Annotated in this window: 14 protein-coding genes and 1 CRISPR repeat array; of the genes, 1 reads left to right on the forward strand and 13 read right to left on the reverse strand. The window is 60.7% G+C overall.

Features of this window, described 5'->3' with window-relative positions:
* Positions 1–19: 19 nt before the first annotated feature.
* The 11 genes from ACLKMW_RS06445 to ACLKMW_RS06495 form a co-directional block, all read right to left on the reverse strand.
* Positions 20–715, reverse strand: a complete 696-nt coding sequence (locus tag ACLKMW_RS06445; protein WP_415723565.1) for a hypothetical protein — start codon at positions 713–715, stop codon at positions 20–22.
* Between the two features lie 149 nt (positions 716–864).
* Positions 865–2,166 carry a molybdopterin molybdotransferase MoeA gene (locus ACLKMW_RS06450; RefSeq protein WP_415723566.1) on the reverse strand — a complete coding sequence of 434 codons (1,302 nt, stop codon included), beginning with the start codon at positions 2,164–2,166 and terminating at the stop codon, positions 865–867.
* Positions 2,167–2,261: 95 nt separating this feature from the next.
* Positions 2,262–3,338 (reverse strand): substrate-binding domain-containing protein, encoded by a 1,077-nt coding sequence (locus ACLKMW_RS06455; RefSeq protein ID WP_415723621.1) that lies wholly within the window; start codon positions 3,336–3,338, stop codon positions 2,262–2,264.
* 179 nt (positions 3,339–3,517) lie between these two features.
* Positions 3,518–3,730, reverse strand: a complete 213-nt coding sequence (locus ACLKMW_RS06460; protein WP_415723567.1) for a formate dehydrogenase subunit delta — start codon at positions 3,728–3,730, stop codon at positions 3,518–3,520.
* Positions 3,720–4,538, reverse strand: a complete 819-nt coding sequence (gene fdhD / locus ACLKMW_RS06465; RefSeq protein WP_415723568.1) for a formate dehydrogenase accessory sulfurtransferase FdhD — start codon at positions 4,536–4,538, stop codon at positions 3,720–3,722. Before fdhD ends, ACLKMW_RS06460 begins: the two co-directional genes overlap by 11 nt.
* 6 nt (positions 4,539–4,544) lie before the next feature.
* Entirely contained in the window at positions 4,545–7,421 is a 2,877-nt protein-coding gene (fdhF, locus tag ACLKMW_RS06470) for a formate dehydrogenase subunit alpha (protein WP_415723569.1), read from the reverse strand.
* 10 nt (positions 7,422–7,431) lie between these two features.
* On the reverse strand, positions 7,432–8,985 hold the full coding sequence (locus ACLKMW_RS06475) for a formate dehydrogenase beta subunit (protein WP_415723570.1): 1,554 nt from the start codon (positions 8,983–8,985) through the stop codon (positions 7,432–7,434).
* Positions 8,982–9,455: a formate dehydrogenase subunit gamma gene (locus ACLKMW_RS06480; protein ID WP_415723571.1), complete on the reverse strand. Its 474-nt coding sequence runs from the start codon at positions 9,453–9,455 to the stop codon at positions 8,982–8,984. The genes ACLKMW_RS06475 and ACLKMW_RS06480 overlap by 4 nt, the downstream gene beginning before the upstream one ends.
* 329 nt (positions 9,456–9,784) lie before the next feature.
* Complete coding sequence (locus tag ACLKMW_RS06485) at positions 9,785–10,921, reverse strand: NAD(P)/FAD-dependent oxidoreductase (RefSeq protein ID WP_415723572.1); 1,137 nt, start codon at positions 10,919–10,921, stop codon at positions 9,785–9,787.
* Between the two features lie 41 nt (positions 10,922–10,962).
* Entirely contained in the window at positions 10,963–12,282 is a 1,320-nt protein-coding gene (locus ACLKMW_RS06490) for an NAD(P)H-dependent oxidoreductase (RefSeq protein ID WP_415723573.1), read from the reverse strand.
* Between the two features lie 100 nt (positions 12,283–12,382).
* Complete coding sequence (locus ACLKMW_RS06495; RefSeq protein ID WP_415723574.1) at positions 12,383–12,736, reverse strand: DUF488 domain-containing protein; 354 nt, start codon at positions 12,734–12,736, stop codon at positions 12,383–12,385.
* A gap of 381 nt (positions 12,737–13,117) precedes the next feature.
* Between ACLKMW_RS06495 and ACLKMW_RS06500 the strand changes: the two genes are divergently transcribed.
* Positions 13,118–13,654 carry a DsrE family protein gene (locus ACLKMW_RS06500; protein WP_415723575.1) on the forward strand — a complete coding sequence of 179 codons (537 nt, stop codon included), beginning with the start codon at positions 13,118–13,120 and terminating at the stop codon, positions 13,652–13,654.
* A gap of 93 nt (positions 13,655–13,747) precedes the next feature.
* Positions 13,748–17,210: a CRISPR direct-repeat array (repeat unit 36 nt; unit sequence GTTGCCGCTGGACCGCGTTTTCTGAACTGCTAAGCT).
* Between the two features lie 72 nt (positions 17,211–17,282).
* On the opposite strand, the gene cas2 is transcribed toward ACLKMW_RS06500, so the two are convergent.
* Together cas2 and cas1 are read right to left on the reverse strand one after the other, a co-directional pair.
* On the reverse strand, positions 17,283–17,648 hold the full coding sequence (gene cas2, locus ACLKMW_RS06505) for a CRISPR-associated endonuclease Cas2 (RefSeq protein WP_415723576.1): 366 nt from the start codon (positions 17,646–17,648) through the stop codon (positions 17,283–17,285).
* On the reverse strand, positions 17,645–18,565 hold the full coding sequence (gene cas1 / locus ACLKMW_RS06510) for a type II CRISPR-associated endonuclease Cas1 (RefSeq protein ID WP_415723577.1): 921 nt from the start codon (positions 18,563–18,565) through the stop codon (positions 17,645–17,647). The genes cas2 and cas1 overlap by 4 nt, the downstream gene beginning before the upstream one ends.
* Positions 18,566–18,599: the final 34 nt, after the last annotated feature.

The following is an 18,599-nucleotide window of genomic DNA, read 5'->3' on the forward strand; positions in this document are numbered from 1 at the left end:
TGGTGCTACACTTCAGCGGTCAGGCTGCCCGCATCGTTGCAGCGACAACCTCCGGCGTGAACGATTTCCACGCGATGTCTCGCATGCCTCTCATCGCCCGCAGGATCTCTTCGCGATCCTGGTCGGTCTCGGCATAGGTCGAGAGGACCTGGCGACCCAGTCCGGTGTGGAATTTCTCGTCGATTTCGATCTGCTTGTAGATCCTCACGACATCCATGTGGCCCTGGCGCTCCGCGCCCTTGAAGGTCGGCTCGAAACTGCCGGAAGCCGATGTTTCGGACACATACCAGGCTGCGATCGCGGCGAGATGGTGCCGGTCCATGCACTCCCAAAGGAAGTTGCTCCAGGGAACCGCAGCCGTCGGCACCGATGTCGGAACCGTGCCGCCAAGGGATTCAACCGCCTTGCCGACTTCCTCGTAATGCTCAGCCTCCTGGAACGACTGCTTCGCCAAAAGGGTGATGTGGTCGCGCCGAAACCGCAGGCCGTAGCGACGGATTTGCTCGTTCAGCAGAAAGACATAGTCGATCTCGCGCCAGGCGCGCGTCTCAAGCCACGTCGCCAGGATACGTGGGTTTGGGTTCGCATTGTAGGCATTGAAGAAAGACTCGGTCGCTTCCTTGGTAATGTTGAAAACATCATCAAGTATTTCGTCGACCTCAGCGTCAATAGGCGCAAGACCATTTCCGCCTCTGACCTTCTTCGTGTCCAACATGATTATATCTCCTCGCTGTTGCGTTATTCGCAACAATTAGAAGATCAACCAGGCCTCAGGTCAACGCTGAAGTCTTTTAGTTTGGCTTCGTCGGAGTATAGGAAAACTAACAAAGCCGGTCGGATTGCTCCGCGGAGCGGCTGGGAGCATCAGGCCGGGAGCAGGCCCATCTCCACGAAGCTGTGAAAAACCATCAGCTGCCCGGCCGGTATGGCACCAGTCGAGGCGGGCAGCTCAGCCAGCCCGTCGGCTTGCGCCAGCGGCAGCAGACGCGCCGAACCTCCCTTTCCGAGCTTCTCGGCACGCGGAATGCCGTCCGGTCCGGTGTCGACAATCCGGACCGGAACAAATTCCTGCCTGCCTTCGATGTGAGTGAATTCGTGCGCGGTCCTGGCGACGCCAGGCCGCCGGCGTTCGTCTTGTCCCGCCAAGGCTCTTACCAATGGGCCGAGGAAGAGAAATGCCGTGACCAGTGTTGCCATCGGATTGCCTGGCAAATTCAAAAGCTTGCATTTTCCAAGGGAGCCGAACCCGATCGGCTTGCCGGGCCGAAGAGCCAGGGAAAGAACCGTCGTCTCGCCTTTCAGCGCGGCAATCGCCGCCGGAACCCGGTCTGCCACGCTTCCGGCCACGCCGCCCGAGGTGACGAGGACATCGAGGTGGCGATTGGCTCCGAGCACTCCGGCAAGAAGATCGACATCGTCGGCGGCGATCCCGAGATCCTCCACGGTCGCACCCGCCGAGCGCAGCATTGAGGAAAGGATGAAACGATTGGTATCGACGATCCGGCCGCCTTCCGGCAGCGTCCCCGGCGGAACCAGTTCGTTTCCGGTCGACAATATGCCGACGCGCGGAGCCCTACGCACGCGTACATGCGATTTTCCCGCCGCCGCGAGAATGGCGAGATGGCAAGCGTTCAGCCGGGCTCCGCCTTCGACGATCGTCGCCCCCGGTACCACATCCTCCGCGCGCCGGCGGATGTTTCGTCCCGCTTCAATTCTTGCGGCGATCTCGACGCGGCCTTCCACCATCCGTGCCCGTTCATGCGGCACGATTGCCGCAACGCCATCGGGAATTGGGGCTCCGGTGGTAATACGGATCGTGTGCCCGCGCCGCAGCATCAGGCGCTGCTCGTCGCCGGCCCTGGCTTCGCCTTGCAGCCGCAATCCGATTGGCGGGATACTGCCAAGATCATCCAGGTGAATGCAAAAGCCATCCATCGCCGCATTGTCGAAAGACGGAAGTGCAAGGCTGGATTGTATGTCGGCGGCGGCAACGCGGCCCACCGCTTCGCGCAATGGGACATCTTCACATTCCTGAAGGGGTGAGACGCTGGAGAGGATCAGCCGGCGGGCCTCGTCCACGGAAAGAAGCCCGCGTCCCTCCCGGCAATCGTTGCCGGAACGCTTCTCACAATTCTCCAGCGGCGGCACCGGCGCGATCGTCGACAAATCTGTTGTCCCTGGGCTGGAGAGGATAGGCGAATTCGCTCGATGCGTCAGAATGAAGTTACGCAAACACTTGCACTGGCAACTCTATTTTCCAACTACGAATTCTCTTTAAAGAACTTCCGCACCGTTTTGACACTGCCGGCGTCCGATACCGCATATCCTGGCAGCGAGTTCACAGCCCGACGATAGTCGGTTCCGCTGATGATCTCCCTGAGCCGCTCGACCGCTTTGGTGTTCAGCACATTGCTGCGGCAGATGAAGAAATAGTCTTCCGTGATGACATGCACGAAATCCAGATCGAACTCGACCGCGGCGGCCTCGACGCCGAAGCCGGTGTCGGCCATGCCCCTCGCGACATGGGCTGCTACCGCTGCATGCGTGAGTTCGACGTTCTGGTAGCCGGTGATTTCACCGCTGTCGATCTTGTGTTGTGCCAAGAGTTGCTCGAACAGTGCGCGCGAGCCTGAACCGACGTCACGGTTGACGAAGCTGATCTTGGGATCGCGTAGCGCGCCGAGACCTGAAATATTGAGCGGATTGCCGCGCCTGACGAAAAGACCCATCTCGCGCGTGACGAAGCCGATGACGCAATAAATGCTCGGATCTAGCCATTTTTTCAACGCCGCCACGGCGCGCTTGCGCAGGTCGCCGTGCGGCAAGTGAATTGCCGCAAGTTCGCATTCCTGCGCCCGCAGCGAATCGAGCGAGGCCTGATTGGTCATGTAGCGCAGATCGATGCCGGAATCAGGATTGCGGGCGAGAAACTCGCTGAGCTTGGATATCGCAAAGCCGTGGCTTGCATGTATCCTTACGCGCGGCGGCACATCTGGAAGGAGACTGGCAAGCTCCATCTCCAGTTCCTGTGCGATATTGTGAAGTTGCGGCCCAAGCCGAGCCTTCAGATGCTGCTCGGCCCAGACAAGCTTGCTGCCGAGCGGCGTCAAATGCGAACCCTTGCCGCGGTGCCTTTCCACCAGCGGTTCGCCGAAAAACGCCGACCACTGGTCAACCAGGTTCCACGCATGGCGGTAAGACATACCGGTGTGTTCGGCGGCCGTCGCCAAGGTACCAGAGGTCTTGATCTCGCGCAGGAAGCCAAGCAGCACCCGCATCGAATGGGGAGACGTCTCGTTGGTGAAGTGCCACGTCGCCTCGATGTTTATGCGGACCATCGCAGCCATTACCCCCGGATCACGGTGCAAATATTGATAGCGCCAGCAGGATCAGGAAGCGATGCCGATCGCAGCAGGATGCACGTCCACCGCCCCGCCAACGGGGAGGCGTTTGCTGCGGGCATCTACCAAATTTACGCTCGAATGGCAAAAGCCGGATTTAATGCACTCAAATGCAGCTATTTGCGGGCAAGAAGACCAATCGCTTCACTGGCGATCGGGTCCAGCCCTTCGCCGCCCTCTTTCCAATGCGCGCAAATCTGCTCGCGCATTCGCGGCTCCCAGAATTTCTTCAGATGATCGGCGACCGCCTGCGGCGCCACGCTCCGGCTCTGCGTTGCGAAGAACGTGCTGATCTGGTTGGCCATATAGACGAGTTTGTTAGGCGACATGACCGTTGAATCCTTTTTGAGCGATACGGCGGGGGTGGGTGAACACTTCAAAGCCATCGCGGCGCGCCACGGCGACGATCGTGATGCCTGCCGCTTGCGCCGTCCGCAGGGCCAGTGCCGTCGGGGCTGAGACGGCGACCAGCACCGGTATCCCCGCCGCTGCCGCCTTCTGCACCAGTTCGACCGACAGGCGGCTGGTCATGATTCCGAGCCCCCCGCGGCCGGTTCGGCCCATATGCGCCAATGCGCCAGTGAGCTTATCGAGCGCATTGTGCCGGCCGACATCTTCGCGCAAGGCGAGTAGGCCCTCGTCGCGCGTCCAGAATGCGGCGGCATGGACGGCGCTGGTGCGTTTGTGGAGCGGTTGCCGGCTGGTCAGCGCGTCGAGCGCCGACATGATTTCGTGCGGCGAGAAGACGACGTCGTCGAGCACCGGCGCCTGCACGCGCATGGCCTCCTCGAGGGATTCGATGCCGCACAACCCGCATCCGGTCGGGCCGGCAAGGAACCGTCGCCGTTCCTGCAACACGGCCCGCCGAGACGCGGTGAGCCACATCCGCAGGTCGATGCCGGCTTCCGCCTCGACGATGTCGAGACTTTCGATCTCCGCGACAGAGCCGATCACGCCTTCGGTCAGGCTGAATCCGGCGGCGAAGTCGGCCAGATCCTGCGGCGTCGCCATCATCACGGCGTGCGAGGAACCGTTGTAGGAGAAGGCGACCGCCACCTCCTCGGGAATGCTGCGCTCTCCGCGAACGAGCCCGTCGCCGCGCCACACGGCGCGATCGACGCAACTGAACGCTTCCATGGCGGGCTACTCCGCGGCTTCGGCCGGAACGATTCTCCGGCTCCTGCGCGCGAAGTCGGAATATTCCTCCTGCCAATCCGAAGGGCCGTTGGAGGGCGCGACCTGAACCGCGGTGCACTTGAATTCCGGGCAGTTCGTGGCCCAGTCGGTGTAGTCGGTGGTGACGACGTTGGCCTGCGTGTCGGGGTGGTGGAACGTCGTGTAGACGACGCCGGCCGCCACCCGGTCGGTTACATGCGCCCGCAGCGTCGTCTCGCCGGCGCGGCTTGCAAGCCTCACCCACGAGCCGTCGCGGATGCCACGCTGCTCGGCGTCGTGCGGATGTATTTCCAGGAGATCTTCCTTGTGCCAGACCACATTGTCGGTGCGCCGCGTCTGCGCGCCGACATTGTATTGCGACAGGATGCGCCCGGTCGTCAGCAGCAGCGGAAAGCGCGGGCCGGTCTTCTCGTCGGTCGCGACATATTCGGTGCGGATGAACTTGCCCTTGCCGCGCACGAAGCCGTCAATATGCATCACCGGCGTGCCTTCCGGCGCCTTTTCGTTACAGGGCCACTGCACCGAGCCCATCTTTTCCAGATAGTCGTAGGAAACGTTGCTGAAGCTCGGCGTCGTCCGCGCAATCTCGTCCATGATCTCAGAGGGATGCTTATAATCCCACGACAGGCCCATGGCCTGGGCGAGCTTCTGCGTGACCTCCCAATCGGCATAACCATTTTTCGGCGCCATCACCTTGCGTACGCGGTTGATGCGCCGCTCGGCATTGGTGAAGGTGCCGTCCTTCTCGAGGAAGGTCGAGCCGGGCAGGAAGACATGCGCGTAGTTCGCGGTTTCATTGAGAAAGAGGTCGTGAACGACGACGCACTCCATCGCCGCGAGGCCGGCCGATACATGCTTGGTGTCGGGGTCGGACTGCAAAATGTCCTCGCCCTGGATGTAAATGCCCTTGAACCAACCCTCGACAGCGGCGTCGAGCATATTGGGGATGCGCAGGCCCGGCTCGTCGTCGAGCTTCACACCCCAAAGGCTCTCATAGATGTCACGAACCGCATCGCCCGAGACATGGCGATAGCCCGGCAATTCATGCGGAAAGGAGCCCATGTCGCAGGAGCCCTGCACATTGTTCTGGCCGCGCAGCGGGTTCACGCCCACGCCCGGTCGACCGATATTGCCGGTCAGCATGGCAAGGTTGGCGATCGCCATCACCGTGGTCGAGCCCTGGCTGTGCTCGGTAACGCCGAGGCCGTAATAAATCGCGCCATTGCCGCCGGTGGCATAGAGGCGAGCCGCCTGCCGGATAATTTCCGCAGGCACGCCCGAAAGCTTCGCCACTTCCTCGGGGCTGTGGCGCTTGTCGGCGACGAACTCGGCGTAGTCCTCGAATTCGGACCAGTCGCAGCGTTCACGAATGAAGGCCTCGTCGAACAGTCCTTCGGTGACGATGACATGCGCCAGCGAGGTGACCACGGCCACATTGGTGCCGGGCCTTAACGGCAGATGGTGCGCCGCCTCGACATGCGGCGAACGGACGATATCGATGCGGCGCGGATCGATCACGATCAGCTTGGCGCCTTCCCGGAGCCGCTTCTTCATGCGCGAGCCGAAGACCGGATGTCCGTCGGTGGGGTTGGCGCCGATCACCATCACCACGTCGGTATGCTCGATAGAGTCGAAATCCTGGGTGCCTGCCGAAGTGCCGAACGTCTGGCCAAGCCCGTAGCCAGTAGGCGAATGGCAGACGCGCGCGCAGGTGTCGACATTGTTGTTGCCGAAACCCTGGCGGATCAGCTTCTGGACAATATAGGTCTCCTCATTCGTGCAGCGCGACGAGGTGATGCCGCCGATCGCACCCCTGCCGTACTGGTACTGGATACGGCGGAATTCGTTCGCCACATGAGCGAAGGCCTCCTCCCAGGTCACCTCACGCCATGGGTCGGTGATCTTCTCGCGGATCATGGGATTGAGGATGCGGTCCTTGTGGGTGGCGTAGCCCCAGGCGAAACGGCCCTTCACACAGGAATGGCCGTGATTGGCCTTGCCGTCCTTATAGGGCACCATGCGCACGAGCTGGTCACCCCGCATTTCCGCCTTGAACGAGCACCCGACGCCGCAATAGGCGCAGGTGGTCACCACCGAATGCTCGGGCTGGCCGATCTCGATGACGGTCTTTTCGGTCAGCGTTGCCGTCGGGCAAGCCTGCACGCAAGCACCGCAAGACACGCATTCGGACTCGAGGAAGGGCTGCTGCATGCCCGGCGACACACGGCTTTCGAAACCACGGCCGCCTATGGTCAGCGCAAACGTGCCCTGCACTTCCTCGCAGGCGCGCACGCAGCGCGAGCAGACGATGCATTTCGACGGGTCATAGGTGAAGTAGGGATTGGACTCGTCCTTCGGCATCCAGCGGAAATTCTCTTCGCCGTTCTGCTTGGCGAAGACGTGATTGCCGCCCTCATAGCCGTAGCGAACGTCGCGCAGGCCCACCACGCCGGCCTGCGTCTGCAACTCGCAATCGCCATTGGCCGCGCAGGTGAGACAGTCGAGCGGATGGTCGGAAATGTAGAGCTCCATCACGCCGCGACGAATGTCACGCAGGCGCTGGGTCTGCGTCTTGACCACCATGCCATCCATGGCCGGCGTCGTGCAGGAGGCCGGCATGCCGGCCCGCCCCTCGATTTCGACGAGGCAAAGCCGGCAGGAACCGTAGGCGTCGACCATATCGGTCGCGCACAGCTTGGGAATGGCAATGCCGGCATCCATGGAGGCGCGCATGATCGACGTGCCTTCCGGAACGGTGACGTCGAATCCGTCAATGTTCAACGTCACCTGCTTTTCCGATTTCGAGGCCGGAGTGCCGTAGTCGATTTCGTGAATGAGACCCATGGCGGCGCTCCTATTCGGCTGCTTCCGCGACAGGGCGCGGCTTGAAATCTTCCGGGAAGTGGGTGATGGCGCTCAGCACCGGATAGGGTGTGAAGCCGCCCAGTGCGCAAAGCGATCCGAACTTCATCGTGTTGCAAAGGTCAGTGACGAGCGCGAGGTTCTTCTCGGGCTCGATATTCATCATGATCTTGTCCAGCGTCTCCACGCCGCGCGTCGAACCGATGCGGCAGGGCGTGCACTTGCCGCAGGATTCGACCGCGCAGAACTCCATGGCGAAGCGCGCCTGCTTCACCATGTCGACCGTGTCGTCAAACACGACGATGCCGCCATGGCCGATCAGGCCGTCCTTGGCGGCGAAGGCCTCGTAGTCGAACGGCGTATCGAACAGGGATGGGGGGAAATAGGCTCCGAGGGGCCCGCCAACCTGCACCGCGCGCACCGGCCTTCCGCACGCCGTTCCGCCACCCACTCCATTGACCAGCTCGCCGAGCGTAATGCCGAAGGCGACTTCGTACAGGCCGCCATGTTTGACGTTGCCGGCAAGCTGGATCGGCATCGTGCCGCGCGAGCGGCCCATGCCGAAGTCGCGGTAGAACTCCGCGCCCTTGTCGAGAATGGTCGGTACGGCGGCAAGTGACAGAACGTTGTTGATGACCGTCGGCTTGCCGAACAGACCCTTGTGGGCAGGCAGCGGCGGCTTGGCCCGCACCGTGCCGCGCTTGCCTTCGAGACTGTCCAGAAGGGCGGTCTCCTCGCCGCAGACATAGGCACCCGCACCGACGCGAACCTCAAGGTTGAAGTCGTATTGCGACCCGGCGACCCGTTTTCCAAGCAATCCGCCCCGGCGTGCGGCTGCGATGGCGACGTTAAGCGCCTCGATGGCCAGAGGATATTCGGAGCGGACGTAGATATAGCCCTGGGTGGCGCCGACAGCGATGCCGGCGATGGTCATGCCCTCGATCAGCAGCAAAGGGTCGCCTTCCATCACCATGCGGTCGGCGAAGGTGCCGCTGTCGCCCTCGTCGGCATTGCAGACGATGTATTTCTGATCCGCCGCAGCCTTCGCGACCGTGTCCCACTTGATGCCCGTCGGGAAACCGGCGCCGCCGCGGCCGCGCAGGCCGGACTGGGTTACGGTCGCAATGATTGCCTGAGGCCCGGCCGCAAGCGCAGCCTCAAGCCCGCGATAGCCGCCATGGGTCCGGTAGTCCTCAAGCGATGCCGGATCGATGATGCCGCATCGCTCGAAAGTCAGGCGCGTCTGGCCCTTCATGAAGGGATGCTCTTCCGGATTGCCGATGCCGAGCGGATGGGCGGCGCCGGTAGCGGCGGCGGTGAACACGCTTTCAACATCGGCGAGATCGACCGGGCCAAAGCCGATGCGGCCGTCGGCCGTCTCGAATTCGACCAGCGGCTCCAGCCAGTGCATACCGCGCGATCCGGTGCGAACGATTTCAAGATCCGTTCCGGCTTTATCGGCGACTTCGATGAAGGCGGCTGCGATCCGGTCCGAGCCGAGGGCGACGGCTACGGAATCCTTGGGGATGTAAACGCGAAAGCTCATAGCTCTGCCTCCGCAACCAGTGCATCCACCTTGGCGCGATCGAGACGGCCGACCAGCCGGCCGTCATACATCGCCGAGGGAGCGGCCGAGCAGAGCCCCAGGCAGTAGACCGCCTCGAGACTGACGCGACCATCAGATGTCTGCTCACCAAACTTCACGCCAAGCTTCCGGCAGGCATGGTCGGCCAGCCCGTCGCCGCCGGAAGCCTGACAAGCCTCGGCACGGCAGATCTTCAGCACATGACGCGGTGGCGGGGCGGTACGAAAATCATGGTAGAACGTGACGACGCCGTGCACCTCGGCCTTCGACACGTTCAGCGCATCGGCAATGAGCGGAACAGCTTGCGGATCGATATAGCCGAATGCTTCCTGCAGGGCATGAAGCATCGGCAGCATCGCGCCGGGTCGGCCCTTGTGCTCGGCAAGCACGCTGCGCGCGTAGTCGCCATCCCAAGCTATCGGTTGCCTCACAACATTCCCTCCCAGGTACTTTGATGTGCACCGCATGTCCGGGCCGCAGGGGCTCAGACTTCCGACGCTCTCAAATGCTAGTCAGGGGAAGGACAACCGTGCAATATGAAATGAATCTCATATTAAATTGTCGAAGCGCATCCTATTATATTTTTTGCATTTCCTAAACTATACTTTTTTCATCCTGATTATTTCGCTCAATCAAGCTGCCGAATAAAACTATCATCGCAATAAATAATCAGGAAAATGTCCTTGACTTATTCTCCAGCTATATTCGAAACCACCTTGTCAGCGAAGCTGAGACGCGCAGCCTGCGTACAGGTGTTTTATCAGGCTTGCAGGCGCGCCGGCGACATTGCCGCAGCAGCATCCTGCAATTCGAACGGTGCCGCCTGGCCGTTGACCAGAGTCGCGGCAAGCGACGAAAGTGCGGGCGCGGTCTGGATACCGTAGCCGCCCTGCCCTGCCAGCCAGAAAAAGCCTTCCGCTTGCGAATCGAACCCGACCACCGGGGTCCGATCCGGCGCGAAGGTGCGTAGTCCCGCCCAACTGCGCTCGACATGAGTAACGGGCACGGTCACCGCCTGTTCGTAGCGATCCAGACCTTCGGCCATCACCATGTCGTCGATGAAAGCGTCATGCGGCTCGACCGGATCCTCGTCGGCGGGCGAGACCAGCAGCCGGCCCGGCTCCGGCTTGAAATACCAGGTGTCGGCGGTCTCGGCCACGAATGGCCACCGCGCGCAATCGAAACCCGACGGGCAAGGCAGAACGGCGATGGAGCGGCGCATCGGTGTGAGCCCGACCTGCCTGACGCTGCAGGCGGCGGCAACACGATCGGCCCAGGCGCCGGCGGCATTCACCACGATATTCGCCTCGATCCGTCCGGCCGCCGTGTCGATCCGCCAGCGGCCATTGGCGCGCTCGCCGCGAATGAGCGGCGCGCTGGAAAGGATGCGGACACCGGACGCTTTCGCCCGCTTCAGCCAGCCCTGGTGAAGTGCCGCCACGTCGATGTCGCGGGCGCCCGGCTCGAAGGCGCTGGCCGCGATCCAGTCGCGCCTGAGCAGAGGAACCATGCGCTTGGCCACATCGGGCGCGATTTCCTCGAGGCCCTGGGCGGCACAGAGCAGTTCACGGTGATCCTTCAGGCCGTTCTCGTTGGTTACGAACAGAATGCCGCGCGGCGACAGAAGCGGCGTCGGAAACAGTTCCGGGTCCGCGTGAGTAAACAAGGGTGCGCTGGCCCGGCTCAAAGCCCGGATGACATCATTGCCGTAGTTCTGGATGAAGATCGCCGCCGAACGCCCCGTCGAATGATAGCCCGGCCGCTCCTCCTGCTCGACCAGGATCGCGTCGCGCCCGGCCCCGATGGCGGCCGCCATTCCGGCGCCGGCAATTCCTGCGCCGATGATGGCGATGTCCGTCGAAAGAATCTGGCCCATTTCCCATTGATAGCGCGTCAAGCCCGGCTTGTCGTGCCGCCGCCCGTCAGAAATTGCCGCATCTAGGAGCCGTAAACCAGCTTGTCCTGACGCGCCCGCATTTCGGCAATCTTCGAACCCGCCGCCGGCGCCGCATTGGCATAGGTAATGAGTTCGCCCTTGGCGATTGCCCGGATGACCGAACCGTCCTGCAGCAGGCCGCAGGGAATGGCTTTCGCGGCGCGGGCTTCAGCCGCCGTCATGATCCAGGCGCGGTAACAATATTGGCCGATCGCATCGAGCTTTTCGCCCGGCTGCATGTCCTTCTTGGCCACGGCGCAAACTTCGGCCACGGGTTTTGCCAGCGGCACCATATCGGCCTTGCCGTAAAGCACGACCCGCGCGCAGGTCAGCGGCACTTCGAGTGAGGTCAGGTGATAGGGGCGATGGAAGGTGAAATAAGGACCCTTGCCCAGCTTCAGGTCCTCCATCCGCTCCGAAATGCGCGGATGAGACATGTCGGCGATGACGAATACGCCCGGCGCAACGCCCTTGCCGATCGTGTAGTCGACGACGCCGACCCGCGAGAGCACGCCGCCATCCTTCTGCGGAATGAGCACGCTGGAAAGCTCGTCAAGCGCCGCGGACGGGCCATGCATGCCCGGCCTGTCCGGCACCAGCCCGGTGGCGTTGGCAATCGCCGCCATCTCCACCATGGTCTTGGAGCCGTCGACGAACTCGACCAGCATCCGGACATTCATGTTGCGGCGGGCCGCCTCCTCGGCATAGTCGTCCGGAACGGCATCGATATTGAGCGGATTGTTCTTGCCCTTGCCGGCCGCGACGACCGTATGACCCATTGCCGAGACGAATTCGATCAGCTCCATGCAAGACGACGGCTCGTCGCCGGCACCCAGCGAATAGATGACGCCCAGCCTTTCGGCCTCGGTCTTGAGATAGGCGCCTATGGTTACATCCGCCTCGACATTCATCATCACCAGGTGCTTGCCATGTTCCATGGCGCGCAAACCGATCTCGGCGCCAACCGCCGGAACGCCGGTGGCGTCCACGACCACGTCGATCAGGTCGCTGCCGATAATCAGATCGGCATCGCCGGTAACCGCGATCCTGCCCGCCTCCATGGCTTCTGTCATGGCAGAGGCGTTCGACACTTCGCGCGCGTGGCCGGGCTCCCGGTAGGCGATCTCGACGGCCTTGCTGGCAGCCTCGATATTCAGCTCCGAAATCGCTCCGACCTCCACGCCGGGCATATGCGCGACGCCGGTAACGATATCGGTGCCCATTTCGCCTGCCCCGATGAGCCCGATGCGGATTGGACGGCCCGATTTTTCCCGCTCGGCGAGGTCGCGGGCAAGCCCGACGGGAGCGACATTGACGGTCATTGCTGAATCCTTACTGGCCGAGCGCCGGAAACGTTGTATCCGAATGAGGCAGGTATTTCCAAATCGACGAAATGTCCATTTGCCGCTTGGAAACGCCCCGTCAATGCCGACGCTTCATCAGGAAGTCGCGCAACACGATTGCCTGATTGTGCTCGGTGTCCTTGGCTCCGTAAAGCAGGGTTGCCGTGGCGCGTCCAATACGATCCTCCAATGTTTTCACGGCCGCCTCGTTTTCGCGCAGTTCCTTTTCATAACGCTCACGGAATTCCGCCCATTTTCCGGCCTCGTGGTGGAACCAGCGGCGCAGATCGTCGCTCGGCGCGATCTCCTTCAGCCACAGATCGATTCCCGCATCTTCCTTCTTGAGGCCGCGCGGCCACAAACGGTCGATGAGAATGCGCATGCCATCGGCATCCGACCTGGAATCGTAGATACGCTTGATCCTGACATCCATGATACTCCGCTCCATCCTGTCCGCAGCGAGCGCGAGTGTACACCCGAAAATTGCAATCGGCAGATGTTTGGCCAAACTCGCGCATGCAAGGCGGCCTGATTGTCGGCATCCTGGCCGCACTGATCCAGGACGGTCTGTCGGCAATCGAGCGGGTCGTCGCCAGCCGGGTCGGCAGCCTGCATACGACTTGCGACTGAGCCCCTGCCAAGCTGAACATCGTCCTCGGAAAATGGTCAATGCAGGCGATCGTGCTCCAACTTGTTGAATTTACGCATGATCTTTTCGCCAACGGCCATTCAAACCTCGCCGCTGATACGCTAGGTTGCCGCCGCGCCGACCAGCGCGCGTATAGACATGTCGTTTCCGGGAGAGAGTAAAAGAATGAAATTCAGAACGCTTGCCGCATCCATCTGCCTCGTGGCCATGGCCACGGTCGCCCAGGCCGGACCGGAGGATCCCTCGAAATTCGAGCCGGTGCAGTATGGAGCCCAGAAATTCCTTTACGATTTCAATTTCGGGGAGCCGAAGGACGGGCTGAGCGCGCTCGGCTTCGTCAAGAACCACATCAAGGCGCTCAAGGAGTTCGGCGATTTTGACGGCTCGCGCATCGTCATCGTCGCACATGGCAACGAATTGCATGCCTTCGCGCGCAAGAACAGGGCGGCATTCCCGCAAGCCTATGAAGCCTTCAAGGAACTCGCCGACCAGGGCGTCGAGATCCATATCTGCCGCAACGCCGCAAAGAGCCGCGGCTACGCCCCGGAAGAGTTTTACGACATGATGACCGTGGTGCCCGCCGCCGTGATCGACGTGGCCAAATATGCCGCCGAAGGCTACGGCTACATGTATCCTGCAATGTTTTCGCGCATGACGCGGGAAGACCTGATGGCAACCAACCCCGAAATCGAGATGGAATAGCAAGTCCACTCACAGGGAAGGCGCGGACCCGTTCATCCTCGCCTTCCTGCCCATCTTTCTTTTCCACCCGGCAGTCGCCTTCTTGCCCGAACGGTTGCCGCTGGACCGCGTTTTCTGAACTGCTAAGCTCCAAGGGCTTGATTACATTCAGTCGGGCGGGTTGCCGCTGGACCGCGTTTTCTGAACTGCTAAGCTTACTCTCCGATTTGCTCAATTGAGCAGGTTGTTGCCGCTGGACCGCGTTTTCTGAACTGCTAAGCTGGCCTCGACGCGCAATTGGCGGCCCTTGGCGTTGCCGCTGGACCGCGCTTTCTGAACTGCTAAGCTCTCACGAGCAACATTAATCAGAGCGGTAGAGTTGCCGCTGGACCGCGCTTTCTGAACTGCTAAGCTGCGGACGGCAGGGGCGTCACTGGTGCGTTCGGTTGCCGCTGGACCGCGCTTTCTGAACTGCTAAGCTCTACGGGCTGCACATGCTGGCGACGACGCGTTGCCGCTGGACCGCGCTTTCTGAACTGCTAAGCTCTAAGAACGTGGAGAAACCACACGTCCATTGTTGCCGCTGGACCGCGCTTTCTGAACTGCTAAGCTCTGTACAGCGACATGGGCCAGGTACTTTTCGTTGCCGCTGGACCGCGCTTTCTGAACTGCTAAGCTGTTCACGGCCGATGAAGTCGATGTGATCCGGTTGCCGCTGGACCGCGCTTTCTGAACTGCTAAGCTATAAGGCTCGGTGGGAAGGTTCCCATGGTCGTTGCCGCTGGACCGCGTTTTCTGAACTGCTAAGCTCCGCGCGCCCGCGACCCGATTCACCGGATTGTTGCCGCTGGACCGCGTTTTCTGAACTGCTAAGCTTTCGGCTCATCTGCATCATTGTTCGGCCCAGTTGCCGCTGGACCGCGTTTTCTGAACTGCTAAGCTTTTGGCACCTTGACCATCGATCCAGATCATGTTGCCGCTGGACCGCGTTTTCTGAACTGCTAAGCTGGGCGAAAGGAATGCTAAAATCAGCCATCTGGTTGCCGCTGGACCGCGTTTTCTGAACTGCTAAGCTGGTTCCGGTCGGGGCGATTGAGGTGAGGTGGTTGCCGCTGGACCGCGTTTTCTGAACTGCTAAGCTGCGGCCTCAAGACAGACGGCGGCTCATGGTGTTGCCGCTGGACCGCGTTTTCTGAACTGCTAAGCTGCGCTGCGCTGGCGTGCGCGTGTCCTTCGCGTTGCCGCTGGACCGCGTTTTCTGAACTGCTAAGCTTGAGATTGGCCTTGGTGAATGGCCGATCGAGTTGCCGCTGGACCGCGTTTTCTGAACTGCTAAGCTAGCCCAGGCTGCTTGCGGGTTCTTCTCGCGGTTGCCGCTGGACCGCGTTTTCTGAACTGCTAAGCTTCTTCCTTTACCGACACACTGTCCTATTTTGTTGCCGCTGGACCGCGTTTTCTGAACTGCTAAGCTGCATGTTTGCATGGGGCTATGTCGTCAGGAGTTGCCGCTGGACCGCGTTTTCTGAACTGCTAAGCTCTAAAACAATGCACATCAAGTGACACCCGGTTGCCGCTGGACCGCGTTTTCTGAACTGCTAAGCTCGCAAAGTTGAGCTTTTTGCGGCGCATCCGGTTGCCGCTGGACCGCGTTTTCTGAACTGCTAAGCTCCTCCTACCCGGCGTTGGATAGCCTACACCGTTGCCGCTGGACCGCGTTTTCTGAACTGCTAAGCTAGTCCTGGCTTGCGGTGCGCCCTCGGAATAGGTTGCCGCTGGACCGCGTTTTCTGAACTGCTAAGCTCCGGGCTGAATTCAAACAGATCGCCATCTAGTTGCCGCTGGACCGCGTTTTCTGAACTGCTAAGCTAACGAGGAGTAACGCCTTCCTGTCTCGTTGGTTGCCGCTGGACCGCGTTTTCTGAACTGCTAAGCTCCGACGTGCCTAACCTCGCCTGCCATTCCTGTTGCCGCTGGACCGCGTTTTCTGAACTGCTAAGCTGCGTCTGCCGATTACAGAATGCGAGTTGCCGCTGGACCGCGTTTTCTGAACTGCTAAGCTGCACGCTTGGGCCGAATGGTTCGTTCATCCGTTGCCGCTGGACCGCGTTTTCTGAACTGCTAAGCTCAAGGAGGCCGTTGGCTGGCTTCGCGACCAGTTGCCGCTGGACCGCGTTTTCTGAACTGCTAAGCTTTGAGGCCTGGGCCAAAGAGCAGGGGGCAGTTGCCGCTGGACCGCGTTTTCTGAACTGCTAAGCTAAAATGGCCTATCAACCTGATGGCCGCCCTTGTTGCCGCTGGACCGCGTTTTCTGAACTGCTAAGCTGGATTGATGAGTTGGAAGCCGACTTAGCGGGTTGCCGCTGGACCGCGTTTTCTGAACTGCTAAGCTGATCTTACGACTATTAAGCGTCAATTACGCGTTGCCGCTGGACCGCGTTTTCTGAACTGCTAAGCTCAGAAGGCAACGCTCACCGAAGACGACAAAGTTGCCGCTGGACCGCGTTTTCTGAACTGCTAAGCTCGAAAAGTAGCCCTCGACTATTTCGAGAAAGTTGCCGCTGGACCGCGTTTTCTGAACTGCTAAGCTCAGCCATATGGTGCTCCAACACAGCATCGTGTTGCCGCTGGACCGCGTTTTCTGAACTGCTAAGCTGACACTCACAAGCTGATCAAGGAAAAGGTTGTTGCCGCTGGACCGCGTTTTCTGAACTGCTAAGCTGGTGCTGTTCAGGTAGATGGTATGGCTCTGGTTGCCGCTGGACCGCGTTTTCTGAACTGCTAAGCTCGACAAAGCAAACTACGGCTGGCTTTTTGTGTTGCCGCTGGACCGCGTTTTCTGAACTGCTAAGCTGATGACCAACCGGTTCCGTTCAGCGCCGACGTTGCCGCTGGACCGCGTTTTCTGAACTGCTAAGCTTCCTGTCGCAGGCGGCCGACACGTTCACTTGTTGCCGCTGGACCGCGTTTTCTGAACTGCTAAGCTGCAGCCGGCTTCGCCTTCACAAACGGTACAGTTGCCGCTGGACCGCGTTTTCTGAACTGCTAAGCTACACGCAGCGCACGCTCGAAGCGGCGGCGGGTTGCCGCTGGACCGCGTTTTCTGAACTGCTAAGCTGAGGGATGAGAGTTGCGCCTTGCGCCAGTTGTTGCCGCTGGACCGCGTTTTCTGAACTGCTAAGCTCCAATGGCCTTGTTTATGTCCAAAGTGTCGTTGCCGCTGGACCGCGTTTTCTGAACTGCTAAGCTAGCTACCGGTATGGAACCTGTGGTGCTCCAGTTGCCGCTGGACCGCGTTTTCTGAACTGCTAAGCTTTCCTTGAATAGCGGAGTGGCCCACTCTGGGTTGCCGCTGGACCGCGTTTTCTGAACTGCTAAGCTAGCGCCAAGGGCCTCTATATGCCGGAAGCAGTTGCCGCTGGACCGCGTTTTCTGAACTGCTAAGCTCTGCGCCATATCACGGATGCACAGGTGGCGAGTTGCCGCTGGACCGCGTTTTCTGAACTGCTAAGCTAGCCAACATGTGATTTGTGAAGGCGCCCTTGTTGCCGCTGGACCGCGTTTTCTGAACTGCTAAGCTCGCTGTCCGCCGATCTTCCTGAAAGCAAAGGGAAAATCGGCGGTGGCGGTGCTGGCGAATTGCGTGTTTCCGCTAGAAAAGCGCCATCTGTTCCGGATTTTTCTGCCGCCGTCGCCGGCGCTGATCGGAGAAACGGACGATGTTTTCGTACTGCCGGTCGGTAAACTGGAAAATATAGACATCGCCCCAGGCCGGAAGATTGCTCTCGATCCTGCGCACATAGGTTTCGAATTGCTCCTTGCCGCTGCAGAACCGCAGATAGTTCGAAAGCTGACTCATCTCGAAGCCGCAATCAAGCAGGAATAGCCGGAATTTGGTCGCGGCCGCCCGCTGGATTTTGGTTTCGACCGGCAGATCGAAGGTCACAAGCATCCACATCAGTCTGTATCCGCTGAGATGTGACGGGCCGACATTGGCCCTTTCCTCCCGCACCGTCATGGATCGTCCATGAGTTCGCGCACCCCCTGCGGCGCCGGTTTGCCCGGCAAGGCGATCTCCACCCGTCCGGTTTCGAAGCTGACGGCAACCGAATGCACAAAACGCTGGGCCTGGAGGGAAAGCGGCGAGACCGTGCCGTCGCCATTGTCGAGGTCGAGGGTCGCGATGGAGGCCAGCCGGCGCTTGGCATCGCTTGTCAGTTCGACATGTCCGCTCGATACGAGCTCGAACACGATCCGGTCGACAAGCGGCCGGTAAGGCTCCATCAGATCGTCGGAAAGCGCGAAGGCATTCGCTCGATTGGCATGGAAAACACCTATCGTGGGGTGCAGGCCGGCGGCACAGATTGCTCGCGAGATAACGGCGCGCAGCACCGTGTAGCCGTAGTTCAAAAGCGCGTTGGCGCCATCGGCCGTGCGGTCGCGTGAAAAATCCGAACCGAGCAGCGCTTTCCAGTAGCGTCTCGCGGCCTGTGCCTCGATATTGTCCGGGTCACCCGAACGCACCTTGCGCGCGAGCAGGTCGAAGGCTCCCGCCTCTTTCCCTGCCCATGACAGCACGTATCCCTGCATACGAATTTTGGCCGCCACGATCTGGCGCCAGATCTGCTTGGTCAGAGGTTTCGACGCGCCGACCTGCGCCCGCATGCGGGCGCCCTGCTGATAGTGCCCCTCCAGAGGCCAGACGCAGGCGACCGGCGCGTGATTGGCGCCGCAAATGACAACCGGCACGGCGCGCTCGCTCAGACGCACAAGTACCGTATTGGACCAGCTTGTGCCATGCGCATGAATGATAAGCGCACCGACGTCATCAAGTGGAATTCGCCCCTTTTCTTCGCCGGCGGAACTGACGGTCAGAAAACCACGATGCGCGGCAAGAAAAAGCCCATCCGTCTCTATGTCGACCACGCGTTCCATAATATTGAAAACGTACGGTCTTGTATTACGATAA

Source organism: Borborobacter xinjiangensis, assembly GCF_047739745.1.
In the GTDB taxonomy this organism is placed as follows: Bacteria; Pseudomonadota; Alphaproteobacteria; order Rhizobiales; family Rhizobiaceae; genus Pseudaminobacter.